The 15,073-nt window shown below is 70.2% G+C and carries 15 protein-coding genes; 4 read left to right on the top strand and 11 right to left on the bottom strand.

Annotated elements, in window-relative coordinates; translation table 11 throughout:
• Positions 1–4: 4 nt before the first annotated feature.
• From AB0G04_RS01315 to AB0G04_RS01290, 6 genes are all read right to left on the bottom strand, one after another.
• Complete coding sequence (locus AB0G04_RS01315; protein ID WP_360974420.1) at positions 5–850, bottom strand: CheR family methyltransferase; 846 nt, start codon at positions 848–850, stop codon at positions 5–7.
• Positions 847–2,007 carry a chemotaxis response regulator protein-glutamate methylesterase gene (locus AB0G04_RS01310; RefSeq protein WP_360974417.1) on the bottom strand — a complete coding sequence of 387 codons (1,161 nt, stop codon included), beginning with the start codon at positions 2,005–2,007 and terminating at the stop codon, positions 847–849. The genes AB0G04_RS01315 and AB0G04_RS01310 overlap by 4 nt, the downstream gene beginning before the upstream one ends.
• A gap of 13 nt (positions 2,008–2,020) precedes the next feature.
• Complete coding sequence (locus tag AB0G04_RS01305) at positions 2,021–2,893, bottom strand: hypothetical protein (protein WP_360974414.1); 873 nt, start codon at positions 2,891–2,893, stop codon at positions 2,021–2,023.
• The gene (locus AB0G04_RS01300) at positions 2,893–3,330 is read right to left on the bottom strand and encodes a chemotaxis protein CheW (protein WP_360974411.1); all 438 of its coding nucleotides are present in this window, start codon (positions 3,328–3,330) and stop codon (positions 2,893–2,895) included. Before AB0G04_RS01300 ends, AB0G04_RS01305 begins: the two co-directional genes overlap by 1 nt.
• Position 3,331: 1 nt before the next feature.
• Positions 3,332–5,689, bottom strand: a complete 2,358-nt coding sequence (locus AB0G04_RS01295) for a chemotaxis protein CheA (protein WP_360974409.1) — start codon at positions 5,687–5,689, stop codon at positions 3,332–3,334.
• Between the two features lie 86 nt (positions 5,690–5,775).
• Positions 5,776–6,474, bottom strand: coding sequence for a response regulator transcription factor (locus tag AB0G04_RS01290; protein ID WP_360974406.1), 699 nt, complete (start codon positions 6,472–6,474; stop codon positions 5,776–5,778).
• Between the two features lie 404 nt (positions 6,475–6,878).
• On the opposite strand from AB0G04_RS01290, the gene AB0G04_RS01285 reads away from it, so the two are divergent.
• A complete protein-coding gene (locus tag AB0G04_RS01285) occupies positions 6,879–7,619 on the top strand; it encodes a CAP domain-containing protein (protein WP_360974403.1) in 741 nt (246 codons plus the stop codon).
• A 1-nt stretch (position 7,620) separates the two neighbouring features.
• Here the strand turns inward: AB0G04_RS01285 and AB0G04_RS01280 are convergent, their stop codons facing one another.
• A complete protein-coding gene (locus AB0G04_RS01280) occupies positions 7,621–8,661 on the bottom strand; it encodes a UDP-N-acetylmuramate dehydrogenase (protein WP_360974400.1) in 1,041 nt (346 codons plus the stop codon).
• Positions 8,662–8,731: 70 nt separating this feature from the next.
• On the opposite strand from AB0G04_RS01280, the gene AB0G04_RS01275 reads away from it, so the two are divergent.
• From AB0G04_RS01275 to AB0G04_RS01265, 3 genes are all read left to right on the top strand, one after another.
• On the top strand, positions 8,732–9,490 hold the full coding sequence (locus AB0G04_RS01275) for a maleylpyruvate isomerase family mycothiol-dependent enzyme (protein ID WP_360974397.1): 759 nt from the start codon (positions 8,732–8,734) through the stop codon (positions 9,488–9,490).
• A gap of 85 nt (positions 9,491–9,575) precedes the next feature.
• Positions 9,576–10,961, top strand: coding sequence for a GH1 family beta-glucosidase (locus tag AB0G04_RS01270; protein ID WP_360974394.1), 1,386 nt, complete (start codon positions 9,576–9,578; stop codon positions 10,959–10,961).
• 95 nt (positions 10,962–11,056) lie between these two features.
• Positions 11,057–12,070 carry a LacI family DNA-binding transcriptional regulator gene (locus AB0G04_RS01265; protein ID WP_360974391.1) on the top strand — a complete coding sequence of 338 codons (1,014 nt, stop codon included), beginning with the start codon at positions 11,057–11,059 and terminating at the stop codon, positions 12,068–12,070.
• 25 nt (positions 12,071–12,095) lie between these two features.
• On the opposite strand, the gene AB0G04_RS01260 is transcribed toward AB0G04_RS01265, so the two are convergent.
• The 4 genes from AB0G04_RS01260 to AB0G04_RS01245 all read right to left on the bottom strand — a co-directional run bounded on the left by AB0G04_RS01260 (position 12,096) and on the right by AB0G04_RS01245 (position 15,072).
• Positions 12,096–12,611: an O-acetyl-ADP-ribose deacetylase gene (locus AB0G04_RS01260; protein WP_360974388.1), complete on the bottom strand. Its 516-nt coding sequence runs from the start codon at positions 12,609–12,611 to the stop codon at positions 12,096–12,098.
• A 19-nt stretch (positions 12,612–12,630) separates the two neighbouring features.
• The gene (locus AB0G04_RS01255; protein ID WP_360974385.1) at positions 12,631–13,437 is read right to left on the bottom strand and encodes an EI24 domain-containing protein; all 807 of its coding nucleotides are present in this window, start codon (positions 13,435–13,437) and stop codon (positions 12,631–12,633) included.
• A 77-nt stretch (positions 13,438–13,514) separates the two neighbouring features.
• Complete coding sequence (locus AB0G04_RS01250; protein ID WP_360974382.1) at positions 13,515–13,991, bottom strand: hypothetical protein; 477 nt, start codon at positions 13,989–13,991, stop codon at positions 13,515–13,517.
• 193 nt (positions 13,992–14,184) lie between these two features.
• Positions 14,185–15,072 carry an alpha/beta hydrolase gene (locus AB0G04_RS01245; RefSeq protein ID WP_360974379.1) on the bottom strand — a complete coding sequence of 296 codons (888 nt, stop codon included), beginning with the start codon at positions 15,070–15,072 and terminating at the stop codon, positions 14,185–14,187.
• Position 15,073 lies beyond the last annotated feature (1 nt).

Here is a 15,073-nt window from a genome sequence, read left to right as displayed (position 1 = left end):
GGCGTCATCCCCTTCTCGCGGCACCGACGGGCGCCGCGTTGCGAGTCCGGTAGGCGGAGGTGCGGCCGGCGGCCACCCGCTCGTAGTTGTCGTCGATACCGATCGTCGTCTCGGCCGCTCCGAGGAAGAGCAATCCGTCCGGGCGCAGGATCCTGGCGGCGTTCTGCAGCACCTGACGCTTGGTGGCCACATCGAAGTAGATGAGGACGTTGCGCAGAAAGATCACGTCGAAGGGCTGCATCGGCGGGAACGGCGCGGTCAGACTCATGTGCTTGAACGTGACGTTCTTGCGCAGCGACGGGACGATCCGCCAGTGCGCACCGGCCCGCTCGAAGTACTGCACGAGCTGGGTGGCGGCCAGACCGCGGTTCACCTCGACCTGGCTGTATTCGGCCTTCTGCGCCCGCTCGACCATCGCGGTGGAGATGTCAGTGCCGACGATCTCGTACGACCATCCGGCCGGCAGTGTCTCCTGCAGCGTGATGGCCAGGCTGTACGCCTCTTGCCCACTGGAACTGGCGGCCGACCAGAAGCGCAACTTGCGTACGCTCGCCCGAGACTTGATCAGTTCGGGCAGGACGACGTCAGTGAGCGCCGAGAACGGCTCGCGGTCCCGGAAGAACGACGTCTCGTTGGTGGTCAGCGCGTCGATGATCTTGCGTTGGTGCGTGGGGTTGGGACGCTTCTGCAGGTCGCCGATGAAGTCGTTGACATTGGCCGCGCCGACCGTCCGTGCGACGGGAATCAGCCTGGCCTCGACCAGGTACTCCTTTCCCGGAGCCAGGACGATTGACGCCTCCTTGCGCACCAGGTTGGAGATGAAGGTGAACTCCGCCTGGGAAAGAGTCATCGCGCCACCGCCGGCGACCGGCCCACCCGGACACGGTTGAGCAGGGCTCCCGCGATCCGGTCCAGCGGCAGCACCTCGTCGGCCAGGCCCGCGGCGACCACGGCTCCGGGCATGCCCCAGACCACGGAGGTCGCTTCGTCCTGTGCCAGCACCTCGGCGCCCGTGTCTCGCAGCACTTTCGCACCACTCCGTCCGTCTTGTCCCATACCGGTGAGGATCGTCGCGAAGCACGACCCGCCGTACAGAGCCGCCACCGAGCGGAACATCACATCCACGGCCGGGCGGCACGAGTTCTCCTGCGGGGCGCTGCTCAGTTGCGTGAGCGTCGCGACCCCGCGGCGCTGGAAGACCAGGTGCCGGTCACCCGGGGCGATGTAGACGGTGCCGGGCGTCAGCTCCATGCCCTCGCCGGCCTCGACGACCTTCAGCGGTGTGCTGCGGTCCAGTCGCTCGGCGAACATCTTGGTGAAGACCGGTGGCATGTGCTGGGTGATCACGATCGGGACGGGCAGGTCCGCCGGCAACCCCAGCAGAACCTTGGTGAGCGCGTCGGGGCCGCCGGTGGACGAGCCGATCGCCAGGATCTCGACCTTCCCGCCGGGACTGCGCTTGACCGCCGGCCGGCCCGGAGCCGGACCGGTGGCGCCCGGACGTCCCGGAGCACCGGGCGGGGCGCCGGGCCGCAGCGGTGCGGGGCCGGAGGGTCGCAGCCCGGCCGGCGCCGGTCCCCGGCTCGGCGGTCCGGCCGGCGGACGGCGGCGGCCACCGAGGGCCTGGATCTTCGGTACGAGCTGTTCGCGTACCGCCATCATCGACTCCTGCACCGAACCGACGTTGCTCGGCTTGGTGACGTAGTCGGTGGCGCCGGCGGACAGCGCCTCCAGCGTGGCGGTCGCGCCCGCCGCCGACAGCGTGCTGAACATGATCACCGGGGTGCTGTGCCGCTTGCGCAGCTCGCGGACCGCCTCGATGCCGTCCATCTGCGGCATCTCGATGTCCATGGTGATCACGTCAGGTTTGAGCTGATCGATCTTCGCCTGTGCGAGCAGACCGTTCGCCGCGGTGCCGACGACCTGGATGCCCGGCGCCTCGCCGAGAGCATCGACGATCAGTCGACGGACCACCACGGAATCGTCGACGACGAGAACCGAGATCATTCGACCACTCCCTTCAACCGAGCCAGGCCGGGCCGAGCGCCGCGACCACCGGTGCGAGCAGCCGATGAGCCGTGGCGGTGTCCAGCAGGTCGCGCACCACCAGCGCCTGAACAGCGCCGCTGAGCATGTTCCAGACCCCACCGGCACGATCTGCCAGCGGAATGTCGGCCGTGTCGACCGCCTGCACGAGCAGCATCTGTGCCGCCGCCGCGGTGCGGACCCGATCCGAGAGGTACGCCGCCCACGAGGCCGAATGCACCGCGGGCGACCAGCCGGCGGTGTTGCGACGGGCGTCGTCGGCCGAGGTGGAGATACGCTGCCGGTCCTCCGGCCGCAGTGTCCGCAACCGGTCGAGGAGGGCGGACACCGTGTAGTGATGCGGACCCAGGTCGATCGGGGCGCCGGCCGGCAGCTTCCGCATCGCCGACACCCATCCGGCGCCCAAGCGGCGCCGGATGTCCTCGTCCAGAACCTCGCGCAGGTAGCTGGCCACCGCGGCGTCACAGAGCAGCGCGGTCGCGGCGGCCGCGTCCTCGCTCTGCCGCGCGTCCCGGCCGGTCCCCTCCCAGGTCCACGACATCACGTCGTAGCGCAGGCAGGTCAGCAGCGCGTCGACCGAACCGATCGGCGCGCGTTCGACGAGTGCCAGGTTTCCGGCCGGGTCGTCCTTCGACATTCCCTTGAGGGTGGGCATCCGCCGGGCGGCGCTCTCCACCTCGACCCACAGCGGCCCGCGGACGTTCTCGTCCGGCAGCCGCTCGGCGAGCACCGGCAGGTCCCCGCTCTGCAGGCGCAACGCGCGCAGCATGACCTCGGCCGCGGCCGGCCCGCCCTCCAGGCGGGTCAGGTCGAAGCCCAGAACGGGGGCGCTGACCAGGCTGTACATCAGTTGGTGGCGCGGTAGGTATCGACGGCCTGATTGACGTCGAGGGCCAGCATCAACCGTCCGTCCAGCTTGAACGTCCCCACCACCAGCTCCCGGGTCGGTCCGCTCAGCGTGTCCGGCGGCGGTTCGAACGTCTCGTCGTCCAGATCGACCACCTCGCCGATCTTGTCCACCAGCAGCGACACCGGTTCCCCGTCACCGCGCAGGATGACGTTCATGACCGGCCCCCGCAGGGCCTGCCGGGCCAGGCCCAGCTGCACCCGCAGGTCCACCGCGGCGATCACCTGACCGCGCAGGTTGAACAGGCCACCGACGGCGGGCGGGGCGAGCGGCACCGGGGTGTACTCGTTGTACGAGAGCACCTCCTGGACCGTATGCACCTCGACCCCGAAGAGCTGGCCGTCCACCTCGAAGGTGGCGAACTGACGACTCGCCATGTCAGGCCTCCACCAGCATGTCGTCCATCGAATCGCTGTAGAAGTTCGGGTCGGCGGCCAGGATCGCGCGGCGCACGTCGAGCAGCTCGGTGACACGCTGCTGGATCACGGCGGTGCCGACCAGGCCGTCCTCTTCCGCGTCGCGGCGTGCGGTGGTCGAGTTCTCGGCGATGTCCACGATGCGGTCCACCACCAGTGCCACGCTCTTTCCGCCCTCGCTGTAGACGACCACCGACACGGTGTCGCCCTCCGACTCCTCGCCGTACGCCCCGAGCAGGTGCGACAGGCGCACCAGGGGCAGGATCTGGCCGCGGTACTGGACCACCTCGCGGGAACCGGCGTGCTCGATCCGGTCGCGCGGGAACTCCTCCAGTCGCGTGACCGTGTCCAGCGGGATCGCCACCCGGCGTTCGCCGACCGCGGTGACCAGCAGGCGCTCGGTGCCCCCGCCCTGCTGTCCGCGCTTGTCGGCGACGGTCTCGCGTTCCGAGTCGACGGCCAGGTGCGAACGGCGGGCCAGCGAGGACACGTCCAGGATCAGACCGACCTTGCCGTCGCCCAGGATCGTCGCTCCGGCGTACAACCCGATGTCCTTGAATCTGGTGTTGAGGGCCTTGACCACGACCTCTTCGGTGTTCAGCACCCGGTCCACGACCAGGCCGAACCGCCGGCCGTCGGCCTGCAGCACCATGATGTAGACCCCCTGGTCGCCACCGACCTCGAGGCCGAGGGCCCGGTCCAGGCGGACCAGCGGGAGCAGCTTGCCGCGCAGCCGGTAGACCGGCGCGCCGGAGGCGTACTCGACCTTGGTGGTGTTGCCGTCGATGAAGACCAGCTCCAGCACCGCGACCTGCGGCACGACATAGCGCTGGTCGGCGCAGTCGACGGTGAGCGCCTGGATGATCGCGAGCGTCAGCGGGATGGTGAGCCGCCAGACCGTACCCTCGCCGGGTGTCGAGTCGACGCTGACCGCGCCACCGATGTTCTCGATGTTGGTCTTGACGACGTCCATGCCGACACCACGGCCGGAGACGTTGGTGACCTTCGCCGCGGTGGAGAAGCCCGGCTGGAAGACCATCGCCATGATGTCGCGCTTGTCCATGTTCGGAATCTGCTCGGGGCGGAGCAGACCGTTCTCCACGGCCTTCTGCGCGATCCGCTCGACGTTCAGCCCGGCGCCGTTGTCGGCGACCTCGACCGCGACGTGACCGCCCTCGTGGTAGGCCCGCAGCGTCAGCGTGCCCTCCGGCTCCTTGCCGCTGGCGATCCGCCGGTCCGGCTCCTCGATGCCGTGGTCGACGGCGTTGCGCACGAGGTGGGTGAGCGGGTCCTTGACCGCTTCCAGGAGGCTGCGGTCGAGCTCGGTCTCCTTGCCCTCCATCACCAGGGCGACCTGCTTGCCGAGCGAGTTGCTGAGGTCCCGGACGACTCGGGGCAGCTTGGACCAGATGTGCTCGATGGGCTGCATCCGGGTCTTCATGATGCCCTCTTGCAGCTCGCTGGTGATCATGCCGAGCCGCTGGGCGCTTCGGACCAGGGTCGTGTCGCCGATCTCCATCACGCCGCGGACCAGCTGGTTCCGGGCCAGCACCAGCTCACCGACCATGTTCATCAGGGTGTCCAGCAGGTCGACGTCGACGCGGATCGCGCTGTCCGCGATGCTCCGCTTCGGCGCCTGGGACTGCAGCGCCTCATTGACCGCGGCCGGCTGGGTCTTGCCCTCGTCGAGCAGGATCGTGCCGAGTTTGCGCTCGTCACCCTCGATCTGCTGCTGCAGTGCCGAGGCGACGTCGGAGGGCTGGGCCGCACCCGCGTCGACAAGCATCTGACCGAGCGGCTGACGCTGATCGGCAACCGGTTCGGGAGCCGGCCGGGCCGCCTCCGCCTCCTGCTCGACGCTGACCGGAGCCTCGCTCTCGGCGGCCGGAGCGGCCGGTGCGTCGGCGGCCGGAGCCGCCGCCGAGGCGTCCGCCGGCACGTCCATCTGCGCCTTGATCCGGACGATCATGCTCTCGATGTCGACCTCGGCCTCGGACCCGTTCTCCTCGATCGAGGCGAGGATGGATCGGACGCCGTCGATGCAGACCAGCAGGACGGTGATGGTCTCCGGAGTGACCGGCTGGACCCCGTCACGGAGCCGGGACAACAGGGACTCACCGGCGTGCGCCAGCTTCTCCAGGCGCGAGAACGCCAGGAATCCGCTGGTGCCCTTGATGGTGTGGATCGCCCGGAAGATGCGGGAGATCAGGTCACGCGAGCCCGGCTCCTGCTCGAGGCTGACGAGGTCCCGGTCGATCTGGTCCAGGTTCTCGTGGCTCTCCATGAGGAATTCGCCGACGATCTCGCCAAGGTCTTCCACGGCTTTGCTACCTCCTGCTCGGCTTCACAGCCCTCATCGACCCCTCGGGGCACCAACTGAGAAGATCGCCCGGTGCGCCGGAAGGATCAGGACTCCCCGCCCGGGCGGCGGTAGCGATAGCCGAACCCGCGGACCGATTCGATCGGCGACTCTTCGGGATCGGACCAGCCGAGCTTGCGCCGCAGACGCAGCACAGCGAACTTGACCCGTTCCTGGCCGATGCCGGTCGGGTCGTCCCAGGCCTGGGTCAGCAGCTGGTTCGGCGAGAGGACCGCGCCGGCATGCCGCACCAGCGCGTTGAGCAGGCGGAACTCGGTCGGGGTGAGCCGTTTCTCCTCACCCTTGACGTACACCCGCCGCTTGGTCGGGTCCAGATGCACCAGGCCGTCGTCGTAGACCTGACTGGCCCAGTTGTTCTGCCCCGAGGACGAGCGCCGCAGCAGCGCCTCCACCCGGGCCAGCAGTTCGTTGTTGGCGAACGGTTTCGTCAGGTAGTCGTCGGCGCCGCCGCGCAGGCCGCGTACCTTCTCCGCCTCCTGGCCGTGTGCGGTGAGAACGAGCACCGGGACGTCCGAGACGTCACGCAGCCGTTCCAGCACCTGCCAGCCGTCCATCTCCGGCAGACCGACGTCCAGCACCACCAGGTCGGGGTGCTCGGCGTAGGCCTCCTTCAGCCCGGACCGTCCGTCGGCGGCGTGCGCCACCTCGTAACCGGCTCGACTGAACAGCAGCCGGAGAGCGAGTGCGATGTCCGGGTCGTCCTCGACCACGAGAAGGCGACTCATCGTTTGCTCACCCTGCCCCCAACCCGCGCTCGCGCCCTGTTCGGGCACGGCTGAACTCCGGGCACGCGGACGTGTACCGAGGATCAGCTTCTTGCCTGGCACCGCCCGCGCGACCGCGAGCGGGAGGGTCCGCCGACGTAAACCACCAATAGCGTGATGTCACCGTCTATTTACGGACAGTGACAGTCTAGCGTCGGGTGCCGGACTCCGAGCCGGTCCTCGAGGATCCACCGGCACCGTTATCAAGCCGGGTGGACCGAGGCCTGATCGAGACATCCCTACAGCCTGACATTTCTCGTACGGCTTATCGCCCTTTCCGCGAAAGATGTGACACGCCGCGTGCAACGGGGTGCGATAGCCGTGACGGGCGATCCGCGCCCGTATCTGCGATCCGGGAGGCACCCGTGTTCGACCTGGTGGTACGACGTGTCGCCGCATTGGTGGCGGCACCCGCGCTGTTCGCGCTCGCGGCACCCGCGATGGCCCACGGACCGATCACACCGCCCCGCCCGCAGGAGAGCCCGGCACCGCCGGCCGTCACCACACCGCCCGCAGCGCCCGCACCGGCCAGCCCAGCCCCGGCCGCACCCAAGCCGGCCGCACCCCCGGCACGCCCCGCCGCCAAGGCTGTACCCGCCGCCAAGGCTGTACCCGCCGCCAAGGCCGTGCCCGCCGTCAAAACCGTACCCACCGCGAAGACCGTGCCCGCCGCGAAGACCGTGCCCACTGCCACGCCCACGCTGAGCCCGGCCCAGATCCGGGCCCGGGCAGTGATGGTGGAGGTGGCCCGCCTGACCAACGACGAACGCCGAAAGGCCGGCTGTCCCGCCCTGGCCGTCGACGGCCAGCTCGTCACGGCCTCCCTGCGGCAGTCCCACTACATGGCGCGGACCAGACTGTTCAGCCACGTCTGGCGGGACGGCTCGACCTTCGTCGACCGCAGCGAGGCGGCCGGTTACCGGCAACCGGCCGGGGAGAACATCGCCTGGGGTTACCGCACCGCGCCCCAGGTGATGGACGCCTGGATGGGGAGCCCCGGACACCGCCGGAACATACTCAACTGCAAGGCCAAGTCGTTCGGCACCGGCGTCGCCTTCGCCCCGGACGGCACTCCTTACTACACCCAGGTGTTCGGCTGGGAGTAGCTCACAGCTCGCAGCCGACGAGTACCGGCTCCGGATGCAGCTCGACACCGAACCGCGACCGGACCCCGTCCCGGATCGTCCGGGCCAGGTCGAGCAGAGCAGCGGTGGTGCCCGTCCCGCGATTGGTCAGCGCCAGCGTGTGCTTGCCCGAGATGGCCACGCCGGCACCGGCGAACCCCTTCGGGAAACCGGCGTTCTCGATCAGCCAGGCGGCCGGGATCTTCACCGTGCCGTCCGCTGCCGGCCAGTGCGGCATCTCGCCGAGCGTCGCGAAGAACGCGGCGCTGACCACCGGATTGGTGAAGAACGAGCCCACCGACCAGGTGTCCCGGTCCTCCGGATCGAGCACCATGCCCTTGCCCGCACGCAGTTTGAGCACGGTCTCCCGGGCCTGCTGCAACGGCACCCGGTCACCGGCCGAGGCCCCGAGCGAACGGGCCAGCTCCGCGTACCGGATCGGGGCCGACTCGCCGGAGCGGGCCAGCCGGAAGTCGACCGCGGTTACCAGGTATCGGTCGTCGTGCTTGAAGACGCTGGTCCGGTAGCCGAACCGGCACTCGGCCGGGCTCATCACCCGGGTCTCGCCGGCCCGCCGGTCGTAGGCGTGCACGGCCTCGATGGTGTGCGCCACCTCCTGGCCGTACGCCCCGACGTTCTGGATGGGGGTGGAACCGGCGGCACCCGGGATGCCGGACAGGCACTCCACCCCGGACAGGCCGTTCGTCACCGCGTACGACACGAAATCGTCCCAGGACTCACCCGCGGCGACCCGCACCAGCACGCCGGAGGCGTTCTCCCCGGTCACCTCGATGCCGTGGGTACGCAGCAGCAGCACCTCGCCGTCGAAGCCGTCGTCGCCGATCACCACGTTGCTGCCCCCGGCCAGCACCAGCAGACGCCGCCCGGCCGCGGCCGCCGCGCGCACCGTTTCGACTGCCTCGTCCGTATGGACCGCGGTGGTCACTGTGCCTGCGGGCCCGCCAAGGCGTAGCGTCGTGTACGCCGACAGGAATCTCTCCGGTGCCGAAGGGGTATCAGTCACGACGCCAACCCTAAGGTCCGTCCGAGGGAGGCTTTCACCGGCGGTCCGGCTGAGCGGGGAGACGACTGCGATGAACAGGTTGCACGCGACGAAGGATTTCTGGCTCGGGGCGCTGCGCGCCGACGGCCCGGCACTCTTGGACGCCGTCGGTGAGTGCGGGCCGGACCCGGCCGTGCCGGGCTGCCCGGATTGGACCGTCGCCGACCTCACCCACCATGTCACCGAGGTGCTGCACCGGATCCGGATCGCTGTCGCTCGCGGTGTGACCGACCGTCCGGACGATGTGCCCGCGCTGCCCCAGGGCGACTGGAACGAGACACTCGACCACCTGCGGCGCGAGCTGACCGGCACGATCGAGACGCTTGATGCGCTCGACCCGGACTTCCCGGCGTGGAACTGGGCACCGCAGCCCAAACGGGCCAGCTTCTGGCACCGGCGGGTGGCACACGAGATCTCGGTGCACCGCTGGGATGCCGAGTCGGCCGTCGGCCGGGCCACCCCGATCGAGACGAAACTCGCCACCGACGGGGTCAGTGAGGTCCTCGACACCTGGCTCCCGGCCGGGCGACGCGGCGGCCCGACCGACCTGCACGGCGTGGTGCACCTGGTCGGAACGGACGCCGGGCAGGAATGGTTCGTCCGCTTGCGGGGCGCGGGGATCGCGCTTCTCGACACCGGAACGATCCTGGACACCGACGATCATCACCCCCGTGCGAAGGCGACCGGCAGCGTGAGCGACCTACAGTTGGCGCTGATGGGCCGCAAACGGGCCGACCAGCTTGCCCTCACGGGGGACCCGCGCCTCTTCCAGGCACTGCGTACTGGCTGAACTTCCGGCCTCACACCCTTGTTAGAGCGCTCTCAAGCCGTAAGATGAACCGGTTAAGTTCGGCGGATCATCAGGAGCAGATGACATGACGGCAACCGTCACGTCCACGTCGGCGCAGCCGGCCCCCACGGGGATCACCTTCCCCGAAGGCTTCGTCTGGGGGACAGCCACGGCCTCGTACCAGATCGAGGGCGCCGCGAGGGAGGACGGCCGCGGCCCGTCCATCTGGGACACGTTCAGCCGTACGCCGGGGAAGGTCCACGCCGGCCACACCGGCGACGTCGCGTGCGACCACTACCACCGATATGTCGATGACGTCGCCCTGATGGGCGACCTCGGCCTCGCGGCGTACCGATTCTCGGTCGCCTGGCCGCGCGTCCGCCCGGACGGCACCGGCCCGGTCAACACCCGGGGTCTCGACTTCTACGACCGGCTCACCGACGAGCTGCTCGGCAAGGGCATCGACCCGGTCGTCACCCTCTACCACTGGGACCTTCCCCAGACACTCGAGGACCGCGGCGGCTGGACCGTGCGGGAGACCGCCGAGGCCTTCGCCGAGTACGCGCAGATCGTCTACGGCCGCCTCGGCGACCGGGTCAGCACCTGGACCACGCTGAACGAGCCGTGGTGCTCGGCGTACCTCGGTTACGGCAACGGCATCCACGCCCCCGGCCGGCGTGACCCCGCCGGATCGCTGGCCGCGGTGCACCACCTGAACCTCGCCCACGGCCTCGCCGCCCGGGCGCTGCGGTCGGCCGGCGCGCAGAACATCAGCATCACCCTCAACCCGTGCGAGGTGTCCCCGCTCGACCCGGCGAACCCGGCCGACATCGAGGCCGCCCGCATCATCGACGGCGTCGCCAACCGGATCTTCCTCGACCCGATGCTGCGCGGCCACTACCCCGCCGACGTGCTCGAGCACATCTCGCGGATCACCGACCTGTCGTTCCTGAAGGACGGCGACGAGGCGATCATCAACGCGCCGATCGACGTGCTGGGGATCAACTTCTACACCCCGTCGTACGTCTCCGCGAAGCCCGGCCACCCCGCCGCCCTCGACTACCCCGGCAGCGAGGGCATCGCCTTCCGCAAGCCGGTCGGCCCGGTCACCGACATGGGCTGGCAGATCGAGCCGGCGTCGCTGACCCGCCTGCTCACCCGCATCCACCGGGACTACCCGGGCACCCCTCTCATGATCACCGAGAACGGTGCGGCCTACCCGGAGGGCGTCCACGACCCGCTGCGCATCGAGTACGTCGACGCCCACCTGCGCGCCTGCCACGACGCCCTCGCGTCGGGGGTCGACCTCCGCGGGTACTTCGCCTGGTCACTGATGGACAACTTCGAATGGGCCGAGGGGTACGCCAAGCGCTTCGGTATGGTGCACGTCGACTACACGACGCAGCAGCGTGTGCTCAAGGACAGCGCGAAGTGGTACCGCGAGGTGATCCGGCGTAACGGCCTGGAGTGAGTCGCGATCGCACCCTGCCCACGGCCGTACGCGGCTCAAGGTAGGGTGCGAGATCTCCATCGTCGCGAATATGGCTCACGTCAGGGGGACGGCTTGTGACGACGCGCGAACGGCCGACCCTGGAAGCGGTTGCCCGTCGTGCCGGGGTCTCCCGCGCGACCGTGTCCCGCGTGGTCAACGGGTCGACCACGGTCGCCGTCGCCATCCGTGAAGCCGTCAACCGGGCCGTCGAAGAACTCGGATATGTCCCGAACCAGGCAGCCCGCAGCCTCGTCACCCGGCAGACCGATTCGATCGCGCTGATCCTGCCGGAGACCGCCAACCGGGTCTTCTCCGACGACCTTTTCTTTCCCGCGATCATCCGCGGTGTCGGCTCGGAACTCGAGGCCGCCGACAAACAGCTGGTCCTGATGATGGCCGGGTCCGCGGCCGGCTATCACCGGGTCGAACGCTACGCCGTCGCCGGCCACGTCGACGGCGTCATGTTCGCCTCCATCCACGGCGCCGACCCGCTGCCCGGTCTCCTCGCCCGGCGCGGTATCCCGGTCATCTGCAGCGGCCGGCCGATGCTCGCCGACCCGCCGGTGCCCTACGTCGACGTCGACCACGCCGGTGGCGTCGCCGCGGCCCTTCAGCTGCTGATCACTTCCGGCCGCCGGAGGATCGCCACGATAGCCGGTCCGCAGGACATGGTCGCCGGGCTGGAACGCCTCACCGGGTATCACCAGACACTTCGCGACGCCGGCCTGCCGCCGCTGGTCGCGGCCGGCGACTTCACCCGCGATTCCGGCGTCGCCGCCATGCGTTCGCTGCTCGAGCAGGATCCCGGCCTCGACGCCGTCTTCGCCGCCTCCGACCTGATGGCCCACGGCGCCCTGCAGACCCTGCGGGAGGCCGGCCGCCGGGTGCCCGACGACGTGGCCGTCATCGGCTTCGACGACTTCGACATCAGCCGTTACAGCGATCCGCCGCTCACCACGGTCCGCCAGCCGATCGCCGAGGCAGGACGCGTGATGGCCCGCCAGATGCTGCGGCTGATCGCCGGCGACCCGGACGTCGAGCCCGCCATCGTCCTGCCCACCGAGCTGATCGTCCGGGCTTCGGCCTGAGCCGACCGCACCCTTTGTGCACCGGCTAGAGGGCCTCGGCGACGCGGCGGGCCGCGGCGGCGGTGTCGGCGCCGTACAGGACGAGGGCCGCTTTCCGCAGGTTGACCGGCTCCGCGGCTCGCAGCACGGTCAGCGCCTGCCGGACCGCGTCCTCCACCGGCCAGCGGTAGACGCCCGCCGAGATCAGCGGGAAGGCCACCGACTTCGCACCTAGCTCGTCGGCCACCCGCAGCGAGTTCTCGTAGCAGGCCCGCAGCAGTTCCGAACGGTCCTCGTCGGTGCTGTGCACCGGGCCCACGGTGTGCACCACCCAGCGGGCCGGCAGCCGTCCCGCGGTGGTCGCGACCGCCTGGCCGACCGGGAGGCCGCGGCCGTACTTCGAGGCCCGCAGCATCCGCGTCTCGGCCAAGATCTCAGGGCCGCCCTTGCGGTGGATCGCTCCGTCCACACCCCCGCCGCCGAGCAGGGACGAGTTGGCCGCGTTGACGATCGCGTCGGTGTGCTGGGCGGTGATGTCGCCCTCGATCAGCTCGATATCCACGTCGCAACCCTAGTTCGGGTCACAACGGAGCAGTGTCGATGATCGCGATGGGCTTGCCCAGGGAGCGGCGGGCGAGCAGGGTGGCGCCGGCGATCGCGGCCGGCATCAGCAGGACCGCTCCGAGCGGGATCAGGAAGGTGGCGAAGACGGCGCTGCCGAAACCGAGGGTCAGCGGCTTGTTGCGGGCCAGCACGACCCGGCGGTGCCGCAGACGCTGGCCACGCCGCTGAAAGGGGACGCCGGTCAGTTCCAGGGCGAGCAGCCAGCCGCCGGCCGCGCCGGCCACGACCGGGATCACCGTCTGGCCGACGACGGGTACGAGTCCGAGCAGGAAGAGCGGGACGGCGACCAGGATCGAGACGCCGATGAGTTTGAGCGAGTCGGCCAGACTCCGGCGCAGTCCGCGCCAGAAGCCGGTGTCCACCGCGTCGGGTACGCCGCCGAAGCGGTCCTCCACCAGCTCGGAGACCTTCTCGTAGAACGGGTCGCCGATGAGCAGGGTGACCGCGGTGAACGTGAGCACCGACAGGAGCAGTCCCAGTCCGAGCACGGCGATGCCGCCGAAGAACCGGACGGTCCCGCGCGTCCAGCCGGACCAGTCGTCGGCGAACCAGGTGGCGCCGGCGGCCAGGTCGGGCAGGTAGCGGATCAGCAGAACCAGAGCGACGGTGTAGAGGATGCCGGCGAGTACGGCGGGCAGCAGTCCGAGCAGGAGCAGCCGGGGACTGCGCAGAACCAGGCCCAGCCCGCGCCCGAGCAGCCCGGCACCGGTCGCGAACTCACGGAAGGCCGACACCGGCCGGTTTTCACTCAGATCACCGCTCACGTCCGGGGAGCTTAGGACCCGGGCAGCAGATCGGAAAACCCGGCTGCCGCATGGTGTGCGACAGCCGGGGACGGCGGTCAGTGCCAGGGGCGGTACCCGGAGCGGATCAGCCGGTCCAGGCGGGGATCGAGGGTCAGGTCCGAGGCGGACGGGTTTTCGGTGGGCGTCGGCACCGGTGGCGTCGCGGACGGGTCGGGCGGCGTACTGACCTGCGTCGGTGTGGGCACCGGGGGGTTGGTCAACGACGGATAGTCCGGCTGTACGGGCGACGACGGCACCGTGGTCGGCACGACGGTCACGACTGCGGTGACCGTGCTGGGCCCGGCGACCGGGACCGTCCGGGTGGCGGCGGGGTCCACGGTGGTCCGGGGCCGGCGTACCGGATGGCCGTCCGAGGTGTCCCGGACCGGGCTCGTTCCGTCGGGGGCGGAGCCGAGACCGCCGTCGCCGCTGGCGAAACCGCCCATGCCGGCGGCGCCGAGAGTGGCCTGGCGGTCGTCGGGAGCTCCGAGCGCCCAGCCGGTGACCACCGAGAACGGCAGCCCGATAGCCACCAAAGCGAAAAAGACGGATTTGGGGGACAAGCGCACGTACCACTCACCGGGTTCGAGCCCGGAAAAGTTACGGCTTTCGGACATTTGACACAGCCCCCGAATCGGCCGGCAGCCCACCGAACCGGGCCCGACCAGCCGGTATTCACCGAATGGGCCGCACGAGGCGCGGCGAGACCCGGAAAAGCGTCCGGGCTCAGCGGTTCAGGAACTCCGAGATGCGGTTCCGCAGCGCGGCACGATTGCTCCAGAGAACCGCCGGGCGGTCGTACACCTCGAGGTCGGCACCGGGCAGCAGGCCGGCGATCCGCTCCGCCCAGCTCGCCGGGTGCGTCTCGTCGCCGAGACAGCCGATCACCAGCGCGCGTCCCCGGAACTCTTTGAGCAGCCACTCGTCGGCCAGTGCGGGCGCCGACCAGACCGACTCGATCTCCGGCGCCAGCCCGTCGCGCTGCAGCTGCTCCACCCGCTGCCGCAGGAAGCTCCAGCCGGCCGGGGTGTTTCGCACCGACGGCGGCATCTCCTGCTCGACCGCGTCGGCGATCATCGCGGCCTCGCCTGATTCCACCGAGGCCAGCAACCGGTCCAGCCGCCGGACCGAACCGTCGGCGCGGGAGCCGTCGAGCGGGGCGGGCAGATAGAGGACGACCCGTTCGAACCGATCCGGGGTGGCAGCGAGCAGGCGGCAGAGCGCGGCCGCGCCCATGCTGACGCCCACTGCCCCGGTCGCCCCGGTCAGGTCGGCGACGGCACGCAGCTCACTGGCGAGGTCGTCGAAGGACCACGGACCGGGCGGGGCGTCGGAACGGCCGTGCCCGCGGAAGTGGAAGAACACCCGGCGACCGGCGACCGCGCTGCCCAGCGGCCTTGTGCCGGAGATGTCCCCGGCGAGTCCATGCGCGAAGACCGTGACCGGATCACCCGCACCGGTGGTGAGGTGCTCGAGGCGTACTCCCGAAGGAAGGGTGACCAGCTCGGTGGCCGGACCCGGCAGCGTCGGGCGACCCGTCCGCGGCCCGGTCCGGTCGACGCGCTGTGTGCGGGGCCCGCCGTCCGGCGGAGGCGGGCCGAAACGACCCCTCACC

This window comes from Actinoplanes sp. NPDC023801, from assembly GCF_040639655.1.
In the GTDB taxonomy this organism is placed as follows: Bacteria; Actinomycetota; Actinomycetes; order Mycobacteriales; family Micromonosporaceae; genus Actinoplanes.
Note: the sequence above shows the minus strand (reverse complement) of the source record. Positions and strands in the feature narration are given on the sequence as shown.